This is a genomic window from Roseibium sp. FZY0029, assembly GCF_036350355.1.
Lineage (GTDB): Bacteria > Pseudomonadota > Alphaproteobacteria > Rhizobiales > Stappiaceae > Roseibium.
This window is the reverse complement of the sequence record NZ_JAZDVZ010000001.1, coordinates 203,894-223,456: the sequence shown is the minus strand read 5'-3', so window position 1 is coordinate 223,456 and position 19,563 is coordinate 203,894. Positions and strand designations below refer to the sequence as shown.

At 61.6% G+C, this 19,563-nt stretch carries 20 protein-coding genes and 1 tRNA gene; 20 read left to right on the top strand and 1 reads right to left on the bottom strand.

What is annotated here, in order from left to right:
* Nucleotides 1-41 precede the first annotated feature (41 nt).
* From V1T76_RS01065 to V1T76_RS01045, 5 genes are read left to right on the top strand one after another with little or no spacing between them, the layout of a single operon-like run.
* A complete protein-coding gene (locus V1T76_RS01065) occupies nt 42-1,052 on the top strand; it encodes a thiamine pyrophosphate-dependent dehydrogenase E1 component subunit alpha (RefSeq protein ID WP_330558769.1) in 1,011 nt (336 codons plus the stop codon).
* Nucleotides 1,049-2,047 carry an alpha-ketoacid dehydrogenase subunit beta gene (locus V1T76_RS01060; RefSeq protein ID WP_330558768.1) on the top strand — a complete coding sequence of 333 codons (999 nt, stop codon included), beginning with the start codon at nt 1,049-1,051 and terminating at the stop codon, nt 2,045-2,047. The genes V1T76_RS01065 and V1T76_RS01060 overlap by 4 nt, the downstream gene beginning before the upstream one ends.
* On the top strand, nt 2,037-3,380 hold the full coding sequence (locus tag V1T76_RS01055; protein ID WP_330558767.1) for a biotin/lipoyl-containing protein: 1,344 nt from the start codon (nt 2,037-2,039) through the stop codon (nt 3,378-3,380). The genes V1T76_RS01060 and V1T76_RS01055 overlap by 11 nt, the downstream gene beginning before the upstream one ends.
* Nucleotides 3,381-3,396: 16 nt before the next feature.
* Complete coding sequence (locus tag V1T76_RS01050; RefSeq protein WP_330558766.1) at nt 3,397-4,827, top strand: NAD-dependent succinate-semialdehyde dehydrogenase; 1,431 nt, start codon at nt 3,397-3,399, stop codon at nt 4,825-4,827.
* A 9-nt stretch (nt 4,828-4,836) separates the two neighbouring features.
* The gene (locus tag V1T76_RS01045; RefSeq protein WP_330558765.1) at nt 4,837-5,742 is read left to right on the top strand and encodes a 2-oxo acid dehydrogenase subunit E2; all 906 of its coding nucleotides are present in this window, start codon (nt 4,837-4,839) and stop codon (nt 5,740-5,742) included.
* 102 nt (nt 5,743-5,844) lie between these two features.
* Here the strand turns inward: V1T76_RS01045 and V1T76_RS01040 are convergent.
* A tRNA-Ser gene (locus tag V1T76_RS01040) sits at nt 5,845-5,934 on the bottom strand.
* Between the two features lie 634 nt (nt 5,935-6,568).
* On the opposite strand from V1T76_RS01040, the gene V1T76_RS01035 reads away from it, so the two are divergent.
* The 15 genes from V1T76_RS01035 to V1T76_RS00965 all read left to right on the top strand — a co-directional run bounded on the left by V1T76_RS01035 (nt 6,569) and on the right by V1T76_RS00965 (nt 19,561).
* Nucleotides 6,569-7,168, top strand: coding sequence for a 50S ribosomal protein L21 (locus tag V1T76_RS01035; protein WP_330558764.1), 600 nt, complete (start codon nt 6,569-6,571; stop codon nt 7,166-7,168).
* A gap of 50 nt (nt 7,169-7,218) precedes the next feature.
* Nucleotides 7,219-7,488 (top strand): 50S ribosomal protein L27, encoded by a 270-nt coding sequence (gene rpmA, locus V1T76_RS01030; RefSeq protein ID WP_006933726.1) that lies wholly within the window; start codon nt 7,219-7,221, stop codon nt 7,486-7,488.
* Between the two features lie 139 nt (nt 7,489-7,627).
* Nucleotides 7,628-8,233, top strand: coding sequence for a GNAT family N-acetyltransferase (locus V1T76_RS01025; RefSeq protein ID WP_330558763.1), 606 nt, complete (start codon nt 7,628-7,630; stop codon nt 8,231-8,233).
* Nucleotides 8,230-8,799, top strand: coding sequence for a GNAT family N-acetyltransferase (locus tag V1T76_RS01020; RefSeq protein ID WP_330558762.1), 570 nt, complete (start codon nt 8,230-8,232; stop codon nt 8,797-8,799). The genes V1T76_RS01025 and V1T76_RS01020 overlap by 4 nt, the downstream gene beginning before the upstream one ends.
* Nucleotides 8,799-9,341, top strand: a complete 543-nt coding sequence (locus V1T76_RS01015) for a GNAT family N-acetyltransferase (protein ID WP_330558761.1) — start codon at nt 8,799-8,801, stop codon at nt 9,339-9,341. Before V1T76_RS01020 ends, V1T76_RS01015 begins: the two co-directional genes overlap by 1 nt.
* Nucleotides 9,342-9,387: 46 nt before the next feature.
* On the top strand, nt 9,388-10,434 hold the full coding sequence (gene obgE / locus V1T76_RS01010) for a GTPase ObgE (protein WP_330558760.1): 1,047 nt from the start codon (nt 9,388-9,390) through the stop codon (nt 10,432-10,434).
* Complete coding sequence (gene proB, locus V1T76_RS01005; RefSeq protein WP_330558759.1) at nt 10,434-11,558, top strand: glutamate 5-kinase; 1,125 nt, start codon at nt 10,434-10,436, stop codon at nt 11,556-11,558. Before obgE ends, proB begins: the two co-directional genes overlap by 1 nt.
* 95 nt (nt 11,559-11,653) lie before the next feature.
* Nucleotides 11,654-12,934: a glutamate-5-semialdehyde dehydrogenase gene (locus tag V1T76_RS01000; RefSeq protein WP_330558758.1), complete on the top strand. Its 1,281-nt coding sequence runs from the start codon at nt 11,654-11,656 to the stop codon at nt 12,932-12,934.
* A gap of 23 nt (nt 12,935-12,957) precedes the next feature.
* Nucleotides 12,958-13,593, top strand: coding sequence for a nicotinate-nucleotide adenylyltransferase (locus tag V1T76_RS00995; RefSeq protein ID WP_330558757.1), 636 nt, complete (start codon nt 12,958-12,960; stop codon nt 13,591-13,593).
* Between the two features lie 230 nt (nt 13,594-13,823).
* Nucleotides 13,824-14,207 (top strand): ribosome silencing factor, encoded by a 384-nt coding sequence (gene rsfS, locus V1T76_RS00990; RefSeq protein ID WP_330559399.1) that lies wholly within the window; start codon nt 13,824-13,826, stop codon nt 14,205-14,207.
* Between the two features lie 79 nt (nt 14,208-14,286).
* Nucleotides 14,287-14,769: a 23S rRNA (pseudouridine(1915)-N(3))-methyltransferase RlmH gene (rlmH, locus tag V1T76_RS00985; protein WP_330558756.1), complete on the top strand. Its 483-nt coding sequence runs from the start codon at nt 14,287-14,289 to the stop codon at nt 14,767-14,769.
* Nucleotides 14,770-14,819: 50 nt separating this feature from the next.
* A complete protein-coding gene (locus V1T76_RS00980) occupies nt 14,820-15,317 on the top strand; it encodes a GNAT family N-acetyltransferase (protein ID WP_330558755.1) in 498 nt (165 codons plus the stop codon).
* Between the two features lie 305 nt (nt 15,318-15,622).
* Entirely contained in the window at nt 15,623-16,969 is a 1,347-nt protein-coding gene (locus V1T76_RS00975) for a murein hydrolase activator EnvC family protein (protein WP_330558754.1), read from the top strand.
* A complete protein-coding gene (locus V1T76_RS00970; protein ID WP_330558753.1) occupies nt 16,966-18,297 on the top strand; it encodes a S41 family peptidase in 1,332 nt (443 codons plus the stop codon). The genes V1T76_RS00975 and V1T76_RS00970 overlap by 4 nt, the downstream gene beginning before the upstream one ends.
* Nucleotides 18,298-18,415: 118 nt before the next feature.
* Nucleotides 18,416-19,561: a divergent polysaccharide deacetylase family protein gene (locus V1T76_RS00965; RefSeq protein WP_330558752.1), complete on the top strand. Its 1,146-nt coding sequence runs from the start codon at nt 18,416-18,418 to the stop codon at nt 19,559-19,561.
* Nucleotides 19,562-19,563: the final 2 nt, after the last annotated feature.

Genomic DNA, 19,563 nt, shown 5'->3' with positions numbered 1-19,563 from the left:
CCCGGCCGCGCGGCGGCCGGGCCCAGTCAAGGGACAACAAGATGAGCGCTGCGAAGAAAAAGAAGCACAACACGGAAGAGTATCTGCGCATGTACACGCAGATGGTGCGCATCCGTGCCTTCGAGGACAACGCCAACCAGCTTTACCTGTCGGCGAAGATGCCGGGCCTGACCCACATGTATTCCGGTCAGGAAGCGGTCGCTGTCGGCATATGCGAGGCGTTGACGCCCGAAGACAAGATCACGTCGACGCACAGGGGGCACGGTCACTGTGTCGCCAAGGGGGCGCATTTCAAGGAAATGTTCTGCGAGCTTCTGGGCAAGGAAGAGGGCTATTGCCGGGGCAAGGGCGGGTCGATGCATATCGCCGACCAGGCCAACGGCAACCTTGGCGCCAACGCCATTGTCGGCGGCTCCATGGGCATTGCCACGGGCTCGGCACTCACCGCCAAGCGTCTGGGCACCGGGCACGTCACGGTGTGTTTCTTCGGAGATGGCGCGACGGCACAGGGGCTCTGGTACGAGGTCATGAACATGGCCGCGCTCTGGAAGCTCCCCGTCATCTATGCCTGCGAGAACAACGGCTACAGCGAATACACCAAGACCGAGGAAATCGCGGCCGGTTCGCTGACCGCCCGTGCGGAAGCCTTCGGCATCGAGAGTTTCAAGGTCGATGGCCAGGATGTGCTTGCAGTTAACAAGCTGGCAGGCGAACTCGCCGCCCGATGCCGCAAGGGCCAAGGCCCGTTCTTCATCGAACTCGACACCTATCGCTATCACGGTCACCACGTCGGCGACATCAACCGCGACTATTACCGCGCCAAGGACGAAGAGACGGAATGGAAGTCGGTGCGCGACCCGATCACCAACTTCGGCAAGTGGTTGATCGACCAGAAGATCATGACCGCCGATGAACTGGTGGCCATCGACAATGAAATCGCCGCCGATGCGGAAGCTGCCGTCAAATATGCGCTCGACGCGAAATATCCGGATGTCCGCGAAGTGGACATGCATGTCTACGCGGACACCGCCGCCTTAGGAGAGACGCCATGACACGTGAAATCACCCTGTCCAGGGCCGTCAACGAAGCCATCGCGGAAGAAATGCGCCGGGATCCGTCGATCATTCTCCTGGGCGAAGACGTTGCCGAGGCCGGAACGCCGTTCAAGGTGCTGTCTGGCCTGGTGGAGGAGTTCGGAACGGACCGGATTATAGATACGCCGATTTCCGAACCCGGGTTCATGGGCATTGCCGTTGGTGCGGCGATGACCGGACTGAGGCCGATCGTCGATCTGATGTTCGGCGACTTTCTCTATCTGGTCATGGATCAGCTCTGCAACCAGGCGGCCAAGACCCACTATATGTCCGGCGGCAAGCTGAACGTGCCGCTGGTCCTGCGCACCAACATGGGGGCAACCCGCCGCTCGGCCGCACAGCACAGCCAGTCGCTGCAGGCGCTCGTTGCCCACATTCCGGGGCTCAAGGTCGCCATGCCGTCTTCGGCTTACGAGGCCAAGGGCCTGATGAAGACCGCAATCCGTGACAACAACCCGGTGGTCATCTTCGAAGACAAGCTGATGTACAACGACAAGGCCCCGGTGCCCGAGGAGGAATATCTGATCCCCTTTGGCCAGGCGCACATCAAGCGCGAGGGCCGGGACGTTACGCTGGTGGCGACATCCTCCATGGTGCAGGTCGCCGAGGCGGCAGCCGACACGCTGGCCAAGGAAGGCATCAGCGCGGAGATCATCGACCCGCGCACGATCGTGCCGCTGGATGAGGAAACGATCCTGCGTTCCGTTCGCAAGACGTCGCGCGCCATCGTCATCGACGAAGGCCACCAGAGCTACGGCGTGACGGCGGAAATCGCCGCGCGCATCAGCGAAAAGGCCTTCTATCATCTGGATGCCCCGGTCATCCGCATGGGCGCCATGGACGTGCCGGTGCCGTTCTCGCCCGCCCTTGAAGACATCACTGTGCCGAATGCAGCCGGTGTTGCAGACAATGCGCGCAAGATCTGCCGCGGGGAGCTGATCCATGCCGCATGAGGTGATCATGCCCGCGCTCGGTATGGCCCAGGACAGCGGCCAGTTGCTGGCCTGGCACAAGAAACCGGGAGAGGCAGTCGCCGCCGGCGATGTGCTCTTCGAGGTGGAAACCGACAAGGCCGCCATGGAAGTGGAGGCGCAGAAGGCAGGTTATCTGACCGACGTTTCTGCGGAAGCCGGCAGCGATGTTCCGGTCGGCCAGGTGATCGCGATGATCTCCGAGACCCCGGAAGGGTCGGGAGAGCCAGGCAATGGCCCTACGCCGGAGAAGACCACCGATACGGCAGAACCCTCACCAAGCGGTGCGGAGGCCGGGGAAGATGAGCTTCCCGACGGACATCAGGTGATCATGCCGACGCTCGGCATGGCTCAGGACACGGGCCTTCTGGTTGCCTGGTGCAAACAGCCGGGAGACGCTGTTGCGGCTGACGACATTCTCTTTGAAGTGGAAACAGACAAGAGCACGGTTGAGGTCAATGCCGGCCGCGACGGTTTCGTGGCCGCGCTTCTGGCGGAGGCGGGAGAGGATGTGCCTGTCGGCCAGGCGATCGCGGTGATTTCAGCGCAAAAGCCGGACAAGCCGGTATCGCGCAAGGCGGCTGGGGCACCAGCCACTACGGCCGGTGAAACAGCGCCGGAGCTGCAGGAAAAGGCGGAACCGGTCAACACGCCTGCACCGTCTCCTGAAAAACGGTTGGCGGCCAAGACCGCACCTGGGGTCGCCGGGAGAGTTCTCGCGTCCCCCAAGGCACGACGGCTTGCGCAGGAACAGGGACTGGACCTGCAGCGCCTGGCCGATGCCGGGCATCCCCAGCCGTTCCACGTCAAGGATCTTGAGACTCTGAAGACCCTGCGCGCGGAAACACCGGCGGCAAGTGCCACCGCGCAGCGCTTTGAAGTGCGGGCCGAGGTGAAAGGAACCGCCTTTACGGAGTTTGCAACCTGGGCGCGGGAAAGCGGCGGACAGGGCGACGAGGCTGCGCTTCTGGCAGGCTTTGCGGCTGCCAGCTGCGGGAACCTTCCATCCAAAGTCCGCGTTGAAACCATGCGGCAGCCGAAAACCTACTCCGCTTCGTCTCTCTGGCTCGGTCAGGTTGCGCCGGCAGACGACGAGCCGGAGGCAGATTTGGTGGTGCGTGATTTGAGAGCCAGCCGCATTTCGTCCGTTCAGCTGGAGGCAGACAGGTGTCCCGTCATCAGTATCCTGCGGAACGGTGAAGGCTTCACGCTGGTGCTGGAATGGCCGGGCGGCCGGCTGACCACGCCTCAGGCGATTGACCTGCTTTCCAATTTCGCGGGCCGGATGGAGCAACCGCTCCGCCACCTGCTTTGAACCCATGGGGACCATTATGGACCATACCGATCTTTACATTAACGGCACCTGGTGCGCGGGAGCGAGCGGCGAAAGGTTCGACGTTCTGAACCCGGCAACCGAAGAGGTGCTTGCCTCTGTCGCCTCCGCCGACATCAAGGACGCGGATGCCGCGCTGGATGCCGCGGAAGCTGCGATGGCAAAATGGGCCGCCAAGACGCCGCGCGAACGCTCGGAAGTGCTGCGCAAGGCCTGGGAGCTGATGACGGCGCGGCTGGAAGATTTCGCCCGGATGATCACGCTGGAAAACGGCAAGGCGCACAGCGATGCCATGGGCGAGGCGACCTATGCCGCCGAATTCTTCCGCTGGTTTGCCGAAGAAGCCGTGCGCGCCGACGGCCTCATCACCCATGCGCCGGCTTCCGGCGCGCGCATCATCGTGCAGCACAAGCCTGCCGGCCTCGCGGTTCTGGTCACGCCCTGGAACTATCCGGCGGCCATGGGCACCCGCAAGATCGCCCCGGCTCTGGCCGCCGGCTGCGGGGTTATCATCAAACCGGCCTCCGAAACGCCGCTGACCATGCTGGCGCTCATGCCTTTGCTGGAAGAAGCCGGCGTTCCGGCTGGCCTCGTCAACGTGCTGCCTTCCAAGCGGACCGGCGCGCTTGTCGATCACATGCTGCATGACCCGCGCGTGCGCGTCGTCTCCTTCACCGGCTCCACGGCCGTTGGCCGCAAGCTGCTGCATTCGGCGGCAGATCAGGTCCTGAAACCGGCGATGGAACTCGGCGGCAATGCACCGCTGATCGTCTTTGACGATGCCGATCTTGATGAAGCGGTGCAGGGCACCATGCTGGCCAAGATGCGCAACCTTGGCGAAGCCTGCACGGCGGCCAACCGGATCTACGTTCATGAAGCCGTTGCCGAAGACTTCACCAGCCGTCTTGTCGACGCCATGAAAAAACTGAAGGTCGGCGACGGATCGGACCCTGACGTGGATGTTGGCCCGCTGGTCAATGCGGAAACCCGCGACAAGGTCGCGGACTTCGTTCGCGATGCCGTTGAAAAGGGGGCGAAGATCGAGGTCGGCGGCGACCTGCCGGGCGGAAAGGGCTTTTTCTATCCGCCAACGGTGCTCTCGGGTGTGCCCGAGACGGCCGACTGCGTGCACGATGAAATCTTCGGACCCGTTGCAGCCCTCCAGACCTTCACCGATCAGGATGACGTGATCCGCAGGGCCAATGACACGGAATACGGCCTGGTTGCCTATGTCTTCACGAAGGACATGAAACGCGGCCTGCAGGTCTGCGAGAAGCTGGACTACGGCATGGTTGGCTTCAACCGCGGCCTCGTCTCCGATCCGGCGGCCCCCTTCGGCGGCACCAAGCAGTCCGGCCTCGGCCGTGAAGGCGGCCATGAAGGCATGCTGGAGTTCATGGAAACCCAGTATATTTCGGCAAGCTGGTAGGAGGTGGAGATGTCCGACGTGATCGCACCGCCTTCAGTCAGGGCGCTGGCCCGGCAGAAGGGCATAGATATCGAGAAACTCGCACGCGACATCGGCCGCACCTCCATCGCCCGCGAGGATGTGGAAGGCGAGGGAGGCACCTCGGTGCCAACCTCCGCCGGGGGCTCTCCCGCGCAATCGGGCGACAGTTCCTACTGGGATGTCGACCATGCGCTCTATGGCCCGGTCACAGAAGAGCCCGTCTCAAGGTTTGCGCAGGTCGCCGCGCAGAACATGGCCGCCGCCCAGAGGCTCATTCCCGCTGTCACCCATCACGACCGCGCGGAGATGACCGCCATCGAAGCCCTGCGCAAGGAATTGCGGACGGAAGCCGGCGAGCGCGGCGTGAAGCTGACGGCGCTGGCCTTCCATGCGAAGGCCTTGTCGAAGGCCTTGCGGGAGTTCCCGAAGTTCAACGCCTCTCTCAGTTCTGACGGCAAGACGCTGTTCCTGAAGGACTACGTGCACCTTGGCATCGCGGTCGACACCGCCCATGGCCTGATGGTGCCCGTTATCCGGGACGTTGACCGGAAAGGCCTCTGGCAGATCGCGGCGGAAATCTCCGACCTCGCCTCCAGAGCTCAGGAGCGCAAGGTGCGCCCTGACGAAATGGGCGGCGCCTCCATGACTATCACCAACCTCGGCGGCATCGGCGGCACCGCCTTCACCCCCATCGTCAACCCACCCGAAGTCGCCATTCTCGGCATCACCCGCACCGAAGTCGCCCCGGTGTGGGACGGCGATGCCTTCCAGCCCGTCCAGATGGTGCCCCTCGACCTCAGCTACGACCACAGGGTTATCAACGGCGCCGATGCGGCGCGCTTCCTGAGCTACTACGCAGGACTGCTGAAGGAGCCTCGGCGGATGATAATGTGAGGGACGAACTCACGTCAGAGTTTCCAGGGAGAATTCTTCCAGACGGCGATGCCCGAAGGCGAGCCTGATGCTCTGGATTTTCTAAAAACAGGTTTGGAAGAATGGCGGAGAGAGAGGGATTCGAACCCTCGGTACGGTTGCCCGCACAACGGTTTTCGAGACCGCCCCGTTCAACCACTCCGGCACCTCTCCGCGGTACTTGCGATAAACGGGTCTCAAGTGGCGCGGAACATAGACACACTCTGCGCGCCCTGCAAGCCCGGAAATGAGTTCTTTTTTCAGTTTGTGGATTGGGGCTGTTTTCGCCCGGTTTGTCTGGGTTGGGGCGTGGATTGGCAGCCTGTGGACGTGCTTACGCGCGCAGAAAGGCTTCCTGGAAGAGCCTTCGAGGAAGGGCCGGAGAGAGCGTCGGGCAGATTCGGATTGACCCGATGCGGGCCTGCGCCGATAACGGCTAGTGACGCTGATTGGCGTTTCCCTGATTGCGGTCATTGCGATGATCGCCAGAGAGCTTGCTGCGAATGCGCGGGCGCAAGGGAGATGGAAACAAGCGGTTTTCCGGCAGAAAGGCCAGATTTCCGTTTGACAACCGATGCGGGCCGACTATATTGCGCGAGCTCGAAAAGGTTCGCTTTTTCGAGTTCTGTTTGTCGTTCAAGGCCTGCCGGGCTTTCATAGCTTCACGCTCAACCCGACACAAAGACTTGTCAGCCAGGATTCAAGACCTGGAGAGACAGGCGCCTCGGTTCGACCTGAAAAGCAGCCGGTTCGTTGGCGTAACAGCCCGTTCCGGTGTGTCAAAAACGAAAAGAAGGACGTGCGAGACATGTTCGCAGTGATCAAGACGGGTGGCAAGCAGTACACTGTTGCCGCCGATGACCTCCTGAAGGTCGAAAAGCTCGATGCCGAAGCCGGCAGCACCATCACCTTTGAAGAGGTTCTGATGGTCGGCAATGGCACCGACACCACCGTTGGCGCTCCGCTTGTGGAAGGCGCTTCCGTGGTTGCTGAAGTGGTCGAACAGGGCCGTAACCGCAAGGTTATCATTTTCAAGAAGCGCCGGCGTCAGAATTCCCGCCGCCGCAACGGCCATCGTCAGGCGTTCACCCTCGTCAAGGTGACCGACATCCTGACCGGTGGTGCAAAGCCGGCCAAGAAGGCAGCGCCGAAGAAGGCTGCGCCGAAGGCTGAAGAAACCGCTGAAGCCGCACCGGCTGCAGCAGAAGGCGGCGATGACCTGAAGAAGCTGGACGGCGCTGGTCCGGCTGCTGTGAAGAAGCTGAACGAGGCAGGTATCACCACCTTCGCTCAGATCGCAGCCATGTCCGCTGACGATGTCGCGCGCGTTGAAGAAGAAACTGGCCTGAAGGGCAAGTTCGAACGCGGTAATTGGGTTGAGCAGGCCAAGGAACTGGCAGGCAACTAAGCCGCCGCTCCCGAACCTAAAAAGTATTCGAAGAACGAGGAGTTCTAACGATGGCACATAAAAAGGCAGGCGGCTCGTCCCGCAACGGCCGCGACTCAGCAGGCCGCCGTCTCGGCATCAAGAAATTCGGCGGGGAAGCTGTGATTCCCGGCAACATCATTGCGCGTCAGCGCGGCACTACCTGGCATCCGGGCACCGGCGTTGGTATGGGCAAGGACCATACCATCTTCGCAACCGTGGAAGGCAAGGTAGAGTTCCAGGCGAAAGCCAACAAGCGAACCTACATTAACGTGCTCCCGGTAGCGGAAGCAGCGGAGTAAAGCCGACGTGAAGTTTCGAAACGCCGGCGTCCCGTAAGACCCCGGCAATTCGAGACAGGCCAAGTTTCCGGCCAGTCAAAGATCCAAGGGGGAGATGGGGCGCCATCTCTCCCTTGATTTGTTTTGGCTGGAGGAAAAGATGGTTGTTGAAAGTGACGGTTTATTAGACGAAAGCAGTCTGGCTGCGGCCCCATTGCCGCAGGAAGCGGTTCGTGTGCGGCTCGACAAGCCGCGTATGGACGATTTGGCCGATATGGTGTTTCTGGCCAACAACAAGAAAGTGGCGGCAAACCTTGCCACCATGCCGCATCCCTTCACACTGGACGATGCCCGGTCGCTGGTCGCCAAGTCCGCGCTCAACCGGCCTCATTCTGCAACCTTTGCCATTCGCCTGAAAATCACCGGTCGGCTGATCGGCATCACGCGCTATGCCAACGTCGAGCCCGAGGGCCCGGTGCATGTCGGCTATTGGCTGGGTGAGCCCTTCTGGGGGCAGGGGCTGGCAACCGAAGCGGTCCACGCGCTGGTCGACCATGCCTTCACCTATCACGACATTGCAGAGTTGCAGGGCTCGTGCAGGGTTACCAACCCGGCGTCGCGCCGGGTGCTCGTCAAGTCCGGATTTCAGTATCGCGACCAGGCGATGATCCGCTCTCTCGGGGCGGGCGGCTCGGTGCCCATCGAGCGCTATACGCTGGAACGGGCTGTCTGGAAGTCGTTGAAAAGATGGGGGCAGGGACGATGAGCATGTTGCCGGAACTGAAAACGAGACGCCTGATCCTGCGGCCGATCGAAATGTCGGACGCCGAAGCCATGGTCGCCCTGGCAGGCAAGGATTTCGAGGTCGCCCGATGGATGACATCGTTCACCTGGCCGTATGAGGATGGGGCTGCGGAAGCCTTTCTGAAGACCGTGGTCGGCAAGGATCCGTTTGAAACCGAAGCGCTGTTCGCCATCACGCTCGGCGGGGTATTCATCGGCGTGGTCGCCATCGAGCCTCCGGGGGATCTGGACGATCTGCCGAACCTGCCGACACTCGGCTACTGGCTCGGCCGCCCTTTTCAGGGCCATGGTTATGCCAGCGAGGCGGTGGAGGCTGCGCTCGCCTGGGCGTTTGAGGCCTTTGAGACGGACGCCATCGCCGCGCGCGCCTTCGAGGACAACTTCCGCTCTCGCGGCCTGCTGCGGAAAATGGGTTTCAAACCCTATTCCATGACGGAACGCTTCTCCAAGGCGCTGGATCGCAGGGTTTCCAACGTCATCGTGCGCCTGGCGCGGGCCGATTTCGACGCGCGCAAGGTAGCGGCCTGATGTTGCCCGTTCTGAAAACGGAGCGGCTGATCCTTCGCGCCCCGCGCCCGGAGGATCTGGATCGCTGCGCTGAACTTCTGGGCGACTATGAAGTTGCCAAGATGCTGTCGCGGGTCACCTATCCTTATGATCTGGAACAGGGCCGGGCCTATCTGGCACGTTCCGCCGAGCGCTGGTTTAACCGGCAGGAGGCGGAGGAACTCGGGTTTCAGATCGAGCGTGACGGCGAGATGATCGGTGGTGTCAGCTTCAAAAAGTTGCGGGAGACCCCGGAGATCGGCTATTGGCTGGGGCGCGCCTATTGGGGCAAGGGATATATGAGCGAAGCAGCGCAGGCGGCGATCGCCTGGCTGTTCGAAAACACCGATCACAAGGTGGTTGCCTGCGAAGCCATGACGGAAAATCCGGCTTCGCTTGGCGTTGCCCGGAAATTGGGTTTCCGCGTAGTAGGTGAAGTGGGCTGTGCCAGCGTGTCACGAGGTTGTACGATGCCCGCCATCCGCACAGAGCTGACACGAACAGACTTTCTGAACGGCCACTGATCCAACCGGGATCCGGCCTGAAACAGGACGAAAAGAGAAAAAGAAAATGAAATTCCTAGATCAGGCCAAGGTCTATGTACGCTCCGGCAACGGCGGAGCGGGCTGTGTGTCGTTCCGGCGCGAGAAATACATTGAATACGGTGGACCCGACGGCGGTGACGGCGGCAAGGGCGGCGATGTCATCATCGAATGCGTCGACGGCCTCAACACGCTGATCGACTATCGCTACAAGCAGCATTTCAAGGCGGAAACCGGCATTCACGGCATGGGCCGCAACCGCACCGGCGCTCATGGCGGCGATGTCGTGCTGAAGGTTCCCGTGGGCACCCAGGTGTTCGAGGAAGACAACGAGACGCTGATCGCCGACCTGACCGAGATCGGCCAGAAGGTGTTGCTTTTGAAGGGCGGCAATGGCGGCTTCGGCAACGCCCATTTCAAGTCGTCCGTCAATCAGGCGCCGCGGCGGGCCAATCCGGGCCTTGAAGGCGAGGAAAAATGGATCTGGCTGCGGCTCAAGCTGATCGCCGATGCCGGCCTGGTCGGCCTGCCCAATGCCGGCAAGTCCACTTTTCTGGCAACCGTTTCCGCTGCCAAACCGAAGATCGCCGATTATCCCTTCACGACCATTCACCCCAATCTCGGCATCGTGCAGATCGATGGCCGCAGCTTCGCCATGGCCGACATTCCCGGCCTGATCGAGGGGGCGCATGAGGGCACGGGTCTTGGCGACAGGTTCCTCGGCCATGTCGAGCGCACCCGGGTTCTGCTGCATCTGGTGGACGGCTCCGGCCAGGAAGATCCGGGCGAAGCCTATCGGGTCGTGCGCGGCGAGCTGGAAGCCTATGGCGCGGGACTGACCGAGAAGCCGGAAATCGTGGCGCTCAGCAAATGCGACGCGTTGAACGAAGACCTGATTGCCGAAAAGGCGGCGAGCCTTGAGGAAGCCTGCGGCCAGAAACCGCTGATCCTCTCCTCGGCCAGTGGTCTCAATGTCGACCGGGCACTGCGCATGATCGTGCGGGCTATCGACAAGGACAAGGAAGACGAGGCCAACCAGGTGCCTGCACCCGAACAAGAGGGCTGGCATCCCTGATGTCCCGCAGTCTGAAAGACTACAGCCGGATCGTCGTCAAGATCGGCTCCGCCCTTCTTGTCGAAAAGGGCGAACTGAAGCGCAGCTGGCTGAACGCGCTGATCGCCGATGTGGTCAGTCTGTCGAATGCCGGTGCGGAGATATTGCTTGTCTCCTCCGGCTCGATCGCGCTTGGCCGGGGTATTCTGGGGCTGCCGGGCGGGCCGCTGAAGCTTGAGGAAAGCCAGGCGGCTGCTGCTGCCGGGCAGATCGCGCTGGCGCAGGCCTACGCGGATGCCCTCGGCGCGCACGGCAAGAAGGCGGGGCAGATCCTGCTTACCCTCGGGGACACGGAAGAAAGGCGGCGGTATCTCAACGCCCGTGCCACCATCGGCACCTTGTTGAAACTCGGGGCTGTGCCGATCATCAACGAAAATGATTCCGTGGCGACCTCCGAGATCCGCTACGGCGACAACGACCGTCTGGCGGCGCGTGTCGCCACCATGGCCAGCGCCGACTGCCTGGTGTTGCTGTCGGACATCGACGGGCTTTACACCGCGCCGCCGCAGCAGAACCCCGATGCGGTGTTCCTGCCGGAAGTGCCGCGCATTACCCATGAGATCGAAGCGATGGCCGGGTCCGCCGGTTCGGAGCTTTCGCGCGGCGGCATGAAGACCAAGATCGATGCCGGCAAGATCGCGACGGCTGCCGGAACATCCATGGTGATTACATCCGGCAAGGAGCTCAATCCGCTCGAGAGACTGGATCAGGGCGCTCGTGGCACCTGGTTTCCGGCGCTCAGTTCACCGGCCAGCGCGCGCAAGGCCTGGATCGGCGGTCATCTGGAACCGCGCGGCGAAATCCGGCTGGATGCAGGCGCGGTCCGGGCGATGACCTCCGGCAAAAGCCTGTTGCCGGCCGGCGTCACCTCTGTGTCGGGAAGTTTCTCGCGCGGCGACGCGGTGACGTTGCTCAATCCGGAAGGCCGGGTCATTGGCCGGGGGCTGATTGCCTATGACGCCGATGAAGCGCAGCTGATTGCAGGCCGCAACAGCCGCGAGATCGAAGCCATCGTCGGCTATCCGGGCCGTGCGGAAATGATCCACCGGGATGATCTGGTTCTGGAACTGCCCGCGCTCGAGTGAGATTGCGTGATCCGGTGGATGCCTTTTGAGCTGGAACGCGCTAAAACGCGGCAGGACTGGCGGCGGACATCGCCGCAAAACGGGAGCAAGTGAGTATGCTGGAAGTAGTCGAGGCAAAGACGACCGAGGACTTGATGGCAGAGATCGGGCGACGTGCCCGCGCTGCCGGCCGGATCCTTGCCATTGCCCCAGCAGACCAGAAGAACAAGGCCTTGAGCGAAATGGCAGCCGCTGTCCGGGCCGCGACACCGCAGATTCTTGCCGGCAACCGGCTCGATATCGAGGCGATGAAGGCAGGTGGGCAGACCGCGGCGTTCCTGGATCGCGGTACGCTTACGGAAGAGCGGATCGAGGCAATTGCCAAGGCTCTTGAGGACATCGTCGCGCTGGACGATCCCGTCGGCAGCGTGATTGCCGCCTGGGATCGGCCGAACGGCTTGAAGATCGAACGCGTGCGCACGCCCCTTGGCGTCATCGGTGTCATTTACGAAAGCCGCCCGAACGTGACGGCGGATGCGGGCGCGCTGTGTCTGAAAGCCGGCAACGCCGTGGTGCTGCGTGGCGGCTCCGATACCATCAATTCCAACCGGGCGATCCATGCTGCCCTGCAGAAAGGCCTCGTTGCGGCCGGTCTGCCGGAAGATGCGATCCAGATCGTGCCGGTGACCGATCGGGCCGCCGTCGGCGAAATGCTGCGCGGCCTTGACGGCAATCTGGATGTCATTGTTCCGCGCGGCGGACGCAGCCTGGTCGAACGGGTGCAGACCGAAGCGCGCGTTCCCGTTTTCGCTCATCTGGAAGGGCTGGTGCATATCTTCGTCGATAAGGCGGCGGATCTGGAGACAGCCGTCGAGGTGGTCGTCAATTCCAAGATGCGCCGGACCGGCATCTGCGGTGCGCTTGAAACGCTCCTGGTGCATGAAGACGTGGCCCACAGCCACCTGCCGGTGATCGTGAAGGCGCTTCAGGAAAAGGGCTGCGAAATCCGCGGCGGTGCGATTGTACGCGATATCTGCGAAAACATCGTGCCGGCAAGCGAGGACGACTGGTCGACCGAATATCTGGACAAGATCCTTGCGGTGAAGGTGGTTCCCGATCTCGATGCGGCCATGGAACATATCGCGCGCTACGGGTCCAGCCATACCGATTGCATCGTGACCGAGGATCAGGCCGCCGCCGACCGGTTCCAGCGGGAAGTGGATTCGGCCATCGTGCTGCACAATGCTTCTACCCAGTTTGCCGATGGCGGCGAGTTCGGCATGGGGGCGGAGATCGGCATTGCGACCGGGCGCATGCACGCACGCGGGCCCGTGGGCGTAGAGCAACTGACCAGCTTCAAATACAAGGTGCATGGCACCGGCCAGATCCGCCCGTGACGGCCAATCGTGAGGTCGTCTGAATGAGCCCCTTGAGTCTTGGCGCGGGACTGGACCGCGACTGGATGAAGCTGCCCCATGCCGAGCCGGGCAACCGTATCGGCATTTTCGGCGGGTCCTTCAATCCACCCCATTCCGGTCACCGTCTTGTGGCGTCGACCGTGCTGAAGCGGCTGGGGCTGGATCAGGTCTGGTGGCTGGTGACGCCCGGCAATCCGCTCAAGAGCCATTCGGATCTGGCGCCGCTGGAACGGCGACTGCGTCTGACGGGAGACCTTGCCGACCATCCCCGGATGAAAGTGACAGCCTTCGAGCAGGTGCTGGGAACGCCCTATACCGCCAGAACGCTTGTCGCTCTGCGCCAGATGCGGCCATCCGTCCGATTCGTATGGGTCATGGGGGCAGATAACTTAGCCGGCTTCCATCGCTGGCAGGACTGGCGCTCGATTGTCGGCTCGGTGCCGATCGCCATTGTCGACCGTCCGGGAGCCTCGCTATCGGTGATGTCGTCACCCATGGCGAAAGCCTATGAAAAATATAGACTTCCGGAAGATGACGCCGCGCTTCTGCCGGAAATGGCTGCGCCCGTCTGGACCTTTTTGCACACGCCTTTGGACCGCACATCGTCCACCGATCTGCGCCAGAGGCAAAAACGGTAGACGGCAGATTTGCCAAGATTTCCCGCGTGTCTTGAAAATGCCAAACGGGAAGCGGTATTATAAGGACGGTCGCGATGAGCGCGGCCGAGGTACGGTCAACCGGTCCTGCATCCAAAACGGGTGACGTACGAAGTCGGACGTTTCAGTTCGTGACGACGTTGGGCGCGGGACGGCATAAACGGCGAAAGGCATAACACCTGACCATGACCTTTGAAAGTGAGCGGACAGACATGTCCTCTCCTCTGCAGGCTTCCGTAGGTAAAGAACTTGCGGCAGACCTCCTCGATACGGTCCTCACCAGTCTTGACGACTCCAAAGCTGAGGACGTTGTTACCCTCGAAATCGCAGGCAAAAGCTCGCTGGCCGATTACATGGTAATCGTGTCTGGCCGCTCCCATCGTCACGTGGGTGCGATTGCCGATCATTTGCTGAAAGACCTCAAGACGGCTGGTGCCGGATCGGCAACGGTTGAAGGTCTGAGCATCTGCGACTGGGTGCTGATCGATGCGGGTGATGTGATCGTGCACATTTTCCGTCCGGAGGTTCGCGGCTTCTACAATCTGGAGAAGATGTGGGCACCGGAAGAGGATGCGGCACCGCATTACATCGGCTGAGCCGGCATTGAGGCCCTGAAACGGGCCTCCGTCTGCTGCCGGGCAGATTTTTCACCGGATCGATCTCCGGCGGGGACTTATGCGCTTTACGCTCTTCTGCATTGGCAAAATGAAAGCCGGTGCGGACAAAGAACTTTTCGACCGGTACATGGACCGCGCCCGCAAGACCGGCCGCGGTCTCGGCATTACCGAAGTCGCTCTCACAGAAATGCCTGAAAGCCGCGCACAGCGCGCCGACGACCGCAAGGTGGAAGAGGCGCGGGGCATTCTTGCTGCGCTGAGCGCGGGTGCCCGGCTGGTGGTGCTGGACGAGAACGGCAAGAACCTCAGCAGTCCCGCCTTCAGCCAGAAACTGGAAGCCTGGAAGGACGAGGGCGTTTCCGATGTGGTTTTTGCCATTGGCGGAGCTGACGGGCACGGCCAGGACGTTCTGAGCCGGGCCGACCTGAAGCTGGCGCTCGGCGCCATGACATGGCCGCATCAGATCGCCCGCATTCTCTTGGCAGAGCAGATCTACCGCGCCATGACGATCCAGTCGGGCCACCCATATCACCGCGTGTGAAACACCTGATAGCGGCTGAAAAAACTCTGGAAAATACTGGGAGAGACCTGGTGATACCGGCACTTGAAACCGAAAGACTGGTCTTGCGGCCGATGACCCTGTCGGACTGGCCGATGTACGAGGCTTTGATGGCCTCCGACCGCTCCCGGTATATGGGCGGCCCGATGTCGCGATCCGCCGCCTGGGGCATGTTCTGCCACGATGTTGCGCAATGGCCCTTGATGGGACACGGCGCCTTGATGATGGAAGCGCGTGTTTCGGGGGAGGTCCTCGGCCAGGTCGGCATCAATCACGGGCCGCTTTTTCCCGAGCACGAGCTGGGGTGGTTTGTCTATGAACATGCGGAAGGCAAGGGCTATGCGTATGAAGCCGCCAGGGCCTTTCGCGACTGGGCACTGCAGGAGCGGCAGTTGCCGTCTCTGGTCAGTTACATGGACGCGGACAACAATCGTTCGGCGCGTCTTGCCGAAAGACTGGGGGCAACCCTGGATGACGATGCACCGCGGCCGGAGCCTGAAGATATTGTCTACAGGCATTTTGGGCGGTGAGGGCAGGGCCCGGAATTGCCGACCAAAGATGTTGCCGCAACGTCACCATGACCAAAAATTAACAGTCCAATGGGCGGAAAAAGGCGCGAATGCCTGTATCTCGCCGCATTCGCCGCGTAACGGTCATCGATCAGACAGAAGAGGGAATGCGATCACGGTGGGAGTAAAAAGTTAATCGGCCGGTCACTAGGGTAAACGGTTCGTTAACGCAGACTGTGTATCGCATTGGAAGATAACCCTTTGGGAGCTTAGGCAGGTTGATAGCGGAACGCATGACAGCGGCGCGTTCGGAACTTGAGAGACGGATGCTTTTCCGCTTGCTCTTGAGTGGTCTGACTGCTGCTTCGCTTGTCCTGCCCCTGCCTGCCGGGTCGACCGAAAGTGCCGACGAGACGACCACCCAGGAACAGGCCGCACCGCCACCTGAGGTGACCGCCGCACTGGAACGCAAGAAGCAACGCGAACAGGAACTTGCTGCGCTCTCGCGCGATATCGAGGTTTCGACAGACCGTCAGGCCGCCATCGCGCGTGAGATCCGCGCACTTGATCGCGACCGGGACACGTTGAATGCCAAGATCATCAGCACCTCCGACACGATCAAAGGTCTGGAGGGGGAGCTGACCGATACCGAACGCCGGCTGCGTGCGCTCGGTGAGAATGAGGACGCTGTGCGTCTGTCGCTGATTTCGCGCCGCGATGTGCTGGCGGAAGTGCTGGCTGCGCTTCAGCGAATCGGTCGTCGGCCGCCACCGGCGCTTGCGGTGCGCCCCAGTGACGCGCTTTCGGCCGTGCGCAGTGCGATTCTCCTGAACGCGGTCATGCCGGAGCTGAAGGTGGAAACAGAGGCGCTGGCAGCGGATCTTGAGGAATTGCACCGCCTGAAGACGGTGATTGCGGAGGAAAAGAACCGCCTGCGCGGCGATGCAATGCGATTGGCTGAGGAAAAGTCCCGGCTGGAGCTTCTTCTGAGCGCAAAAAGGCAGGAACATCAACGATCGGTACAGGATCTTCAGGAAGAGAAGGAACGTGCGGCGGAACTTGCAGACAAGGCGGGGTCTCTCCAGGAGTTGATCGCGACCCTGGAAGTGGAAATCGAAAGCGCACGGGAGGCGGCGGAAAAGTCGCGCCAGGCAGCGCTCGAGGCCCGAAAGCATCCCTCGCGCAGTTTTGATCCCTTTGCCGATCCGGGACGTCTGGCACCGGCCATTTCGTTCCAGGATGCCAAGGGCCAGTTGCCGCAGCCGGTTGCGGGCACGCTTTTGAAGGATTATGGCCAGGAGGACGATTTCGGCGGCGTGACGGAGGGGCAATCTATTGCCACGCGTCCTGGCTCGAATGTTACTTCACCTGCGGACGGATGGGTGGTCTATTCGGGACCGTTCCGTTCGTTCGGACAGCTCTTGATCCTGAATACCGGCGACGGCTACCATGTGTTGCTGGCCGGAATGGACCGGATCGATGCGGAGTTGGGGCAATTTGTTTTGACCGGGGAACCGGTTGGTGTGATGGGCGCAACCCAGTGGGCTAGCGCCTCGACGTTCGGTTTGGGGTCGACCCAGCCGATCCTTTATGTTGAATTCCGGAAAGACGGTCGTGCGATCGATCCCACACCCTGGTGGGCACGCACTGAAGAAGAAAAGGCTCGCGGATGATACGGAAAGCTTCCTTGCTGCTGGTGGGTGCTCTCATGGGAGCTGCAGCAGTCACGACACTGTCCCAGATGCCGATCAATGTCTCGGTTGCTGCCAACGCGGCGGCGACGGATACGTACCGGCAGCTCAACCTGTTCGGCGACGTGTTCGAGCGCGTGCGCTCCGACTATGTGGAAGTCCCTGATGACGCTCAGCTTATCGAAAGCGCCATCAACGGCATGTTGACCTCTCTCGACCCGCACTCCAGCTACATGTCCCCGAAAAGCTTCCGGGACATGCAGGTGCAGACCCGGGGCGAGTTCGGTGGTCTCGGTATTGAAGTCACCATGGAAGAAGGCCTTGTGAAGGTCGTGTCGCCGATCGACGATACCCCTGCCGCCAAGGCCGGTGTTCTTGCGGGCGACTACATCACCTACATCGATGGGGAGCAGGTCCAGGGCCTGACGCTCAACGAGGCGGTTGAAAAGATGCGCGGTCCGGTCAACACGGACATCGTGGTCACCGTGCGCCGCAAGGGCAGCGCCGAACCGTTCGACATCACCATCACCCGCGACATCATTCGCATCCGGTCGGTGCGCTGGCGGGAAGAGGATGACGTCGGATACGTTCGCGTCACCCAGTTCAACGAGCAGACCTTCGACGGCCTCAAGGAAGGCATCGAGGAAATGACTGCGAACATCGGTGATGACAAGCTCAAGGGCTTCGTCATCGACCTGCGCAACAACCCGGGCGGTTTGCTGGATCAGGCCATTGCCGTTTCCGACGCGTTCCTCGACCGGGGTGAGATTGTCTCGACCCGTGGCCGTGAAGCTGAAGAAACCCAGCGTTACAACGCCCGTGCCGGCGATCTGACGAACGGCAAGCCGGTCATCGTGCTGGTGAACGGCGGCTCCGCTTCCGCATCGGAAATCGTTGCAGGCGCTCTGCAGGATCACCGCCGTGCCACCATCCTCGGTACGCGGTCCTTCGGCAAGGGCTCCGTCCAGACGATCATTCCGCTTGGGGCGAACGGCGCCATCCGCCTGACCACCGCGCGCTACTACACGCCGTCGGGCACGTCGATCCAGGCCAAGGGCATCGTACCGGATATCGAATCCCTGCAGGATCTGCCGGAGGATCTGGTCGGCCGGGTCGACACCAAGGGCGAAGCTGGCCTGCGCGGTCACCTGGAAGCATCCGAAGGTGAGGAAGAAAGCGGCAGCCAGGCTTACGTTCCGTCTGACCCGAAGGACGACAACCAGTTGAACCTGGCGCTCGACCTTCTGCGCGGCAAGCAGGCAAACAGCGCCTTCCCGCCGGTCTCCGACAGCGCCGCTGTCAAAAACTAAAACACGCAACGCGCGCCGGTCCGCCGGCGCGCGACTTTTCGTTCTCGTTCTGCGTACATCAAAAACAAACTTTCCGGTCCGGGAGCTTCCTGGAACCGAGCAATAGGCTCAGGACGGTATGTCGAGCGAAGATCTCACAGCTCCATTAGGTATGGGCAAGCGGCGGCTCGTCAGGCTGCCGTTCGGTCTTATCGGGGTCGGTATTCTGAGTGTCATTGTCACGTCGACGCTTGTCTGGATCACCGTTGTCGATGACCCGCTGGGCGGCGAACCTGTCGCCGTTCTGCCGCTCGATGCTATCGTCGAAGGGGTCACCTCCCAGGATATTGAAGTTGTCGAGATCCGCCCGGGCATCGACGGCGATCTGGGCCCGAACCTGCGCCCGGAAAGCAGCAAGGATCTGCTTGGCCCGCGCTATGACATGGTCATGCGTCCCGACGGACTTGGTCCGAATGCCCCGGTCACCAGCCTGTCGATCAATCCGGACAGCCGCGTCAGCGAACGCTCCGATTTCGGCTTCCTTCCGAAGATCAGCGATGCAGGCGTGCGCCCGCTGGATGCCTATTCGCGGCCTGTCGTGCACGAATTCACCTCGATACCAAAAATTGCCGTCATTGTGACCGGTCTCGGGCTGAGCGAAACCGGCACCCAGAACGCGATCACCCGCTTGCCGGCCGATACGACCTTTGCGCTCGCTCCCTATGGCGGAGATCTGGACGTGTGGATGCAGCAGGCGCGGACAAAGGGCCACGAACTGCTGCTGCAACTGCCTCTAGAGCCGTTCGATTTTCCGGACAACGACCCGGGGCCGCATACATTGCTGGTCAGCCTGCGCCCCGACGAGATGATGGATCGTCTCGGCTTCCTGCTGACACGGGCAACCAATTATGTGGGCGTCATTCCCGAAATGGGAGCCCGCTTCACGGCAACCAAGCCGTCGATGGAATTCCTGTTGGAAAAACTGAAGGCCCGTGGCCTGATGTTTGCCGACAATGGCACCTCTTCCAGATCCATTGCGGATGACGTTGCCAAGGAAAAACGCATCCCGTTCAGCGGGGTGGACGTGGTGCTGGACGAAGTGCCGCGCGAAGACGATATTGACGCCAAGCTGCTGCAGCTCGAAAGTGTCGCCCGTGCCCGCGGGGTCGCGGTGGCAACCGCCTCGGCCTTGCCGGTCACCGTGCGGCAACTGGAAAAGTGGGTACAGGACCTGGAAGAACGGGGCCTCCAGCTTGTTCCGGTCAGCGCGACCATTGACCGATAATG